Genomic DNA, 2,104 nt, shown 5'->3' with positions numbered 1-2,104 from the left:
GGGGCATTCCCTGCATAGCTATTACACCAACAGGAACGAGCCTTATATTTATGCTGGTCACACCACTTTCACGGCTGAGGTGGCTTCCACTACCAACGAGGCACTGCTGATGCAATACCTCATCCATGCCACTCAAAGTAAAGCTCAGAAACTTTACCTGCTGGAATATTACATCAATCAAATCATCGGCACTTTCTATTTTCAGACTCTTCTGGCTGAATTTGAGAAGATGTCGCACGAGAGGATGGAAAAGGGAGAGGCGCTCTCCCCTAAGGTGATAAGGGCGACCTACCGCGACCTGATGGAGAAATACTGGGGTCCGGAAGTCTACCGTGATTCCATAAGTGACCTGGGCGCGCTCCGGCTCTATCATTTCTACCGGAATTTTTATGTATACCAATATGCTACCTCGTATGCGGCAGCAACGTACCTTTCTCGAGAGATCTCTTTAGAGAATAAAGAGGCCTTGGCCAAGTATCGTGAATTTCTCAAGACTGGAAGTTCCGATTATCCGATTAATATCTTGAAAAAAGCAGGCGTTGATATGTCTACTTCTGAGCCGATAGATAAGACTGTCGAGCTTTTCAATAATCTGGTAAATCAGTTTGAGAAGTTGTTACTGGAATAAAAAAGGTAGTTGCCCGATTCATCGGGCATCAACAATACGCTGACCTCACCCTGACCGTTCGGCTGAGCTCACGGCGAAGCCCTCTCCTGTGAGGAGAGGACAGGTATTCCCCTCCCCTATAGGGGAGGGAGAGGGTGGGGTCAATTAATTCAAGATTATTATGGAGTCCGTGTAATTTAATGAAAGGCTACCTCCTCGGAATTAGATTGGTTATTTTAGTTCAGAGGAAAAGCAAGAACCAATAACCCAAGGAGGTAGCGATGAACTACATAGGGATGGATATACACAAGAAATACTCTTCAGTAGCAGTTATGGATGAGAGGGGGAGTTTAGTTGATGCCTGCCGGATGAACCATCTTTATCGGGAGGAGTTAATCAAGTATTTTAAGCAGTTTCCCTCTGGTACGCAGGTGGCAATGGAGGCTACTTGTGGTTGGAGTTGGCTATCAGAGCTTCTGCAGGATTTGGATTTGGAGGTAAAGTTAGCACATCCTTCCAAGGTACGGGTAATAGCGGAGAGTCAGGTCAAGACAGACAAGGTAGATGCCAGAGTCTTGGCCCAGCTTTTACGGACTAATTTTTTGCCGGAGGCATATTTAGCTCCCAGGGAGCAGAGGGAGGCGAGGGATCTGCTCCGGTACCGGATGAGTCTGGTTCATCTTCGAACCGGGGTGAAGAATCGGATACATGCCCTGCTTATTCGGTTAGGTATTCATCACAGTTATTCAGACTTATTTGGCAAACAGGGGTTGGGGTTTTTATCTTCTCTGCAGTTATCATCTGTTCATCGGAAAACTCTGGATGGATATCTTAGCGTATTGGACACGACTGCCTCCTTAATTAAAGAGGCGGAGGTTGATATTCGGCAGGTGATAAAGGAGAGTGAGGAGGGGCAACATTTACTTACCGTGCCCGGGATAGGTTTTATCTTGGCTTATCTGATTTTGGTGGAGATTGGAGATATAAATCGCTTTCCCTCCAGCAAGAAGCTTTGCAGTTATGCTGGGTTAGTGCCCTCGGTTCATCAAAGTAGTTCAAGAAATTACCACGGGCATATAGTCAAGGGGGCTAATCGTTATCTTTGTTGGGGGATGATAGAGGCAGCCCAGAAGGCGAAGGTGATTGATCCTTATTTGAGGGACAAGGCGCAGAAGATCGAGAAGAAGAAAGGCGGTGGCGTAGCTACCGTTGCCATAGCTCGTCAGCTTATGGCTATTATCTATCATCTTCTCAAGGAAAAAAGGGATTATTATAGGGAAGAACTAAAGATAGCAGGGTCGGGCAGGCCCGTGCGTCTCTTGGTCGTCCCCAGGACGGACCGTTAGTTGTAATTGGGTAGCCCGACCCCGAATTTAAACTATGTGATCCTGATGAAGGGACACGAAGAGATAGATGGGAAAAAACCCAAGATAAAAAAACAAAAAAATAAACTCAGAAATGTCTTGACAGGGTAGCCTTTCAGAGATAGAGACGCAT

Annotated in this window: 2 protein-coding genes; both read left to right on the top strand. The window is 46.3% G+C overall.

Going from position 1 to position 2,104, the window contains the following annotated elements; genetic code table 11:
- Positions 1–628, top strand: a 628-nt coding sequence (locus AB1797_14035; GenBank protein MEW5768706.1) for a M3 family metallopeptidase, incomplete at its 5' end; no start/stop codon positions are given.
- 260 nt (positions 629–888) lie between these two features.
- Positions 889–1,953, top strand: a complete 1,065-nt coding sequence (locus AB1797_14030; GenBank protein ID MEW5768705.1) for an IS110 family transposase — start codon at positions 889–891, stop codon at positions 1,951–1,953.
- Positions 1,954–2,104: the final 151 nt, after the last annotated feature.

Source organism: bacterium (assembly GCA_040753085.1).
Taxonomy (GTDB): domain Bacteria; phylum UBA9089; class JASEGY01; order JASEGY01; family JASEGY01; genus JASEGY01.
Note: the sequence above shows the minus strand (reverse complement) of the source record. Positions and strands in the feature narration are given on the sequence as shown.

Coding starts and splice junctions, on each gene's coding strand:
- AB1797_14030 (MEW5768705.1), top strand. CDS start 889: ATGAACTACATAGGGATGGATATACACAAGAAATACTCTTCAGTAGCA.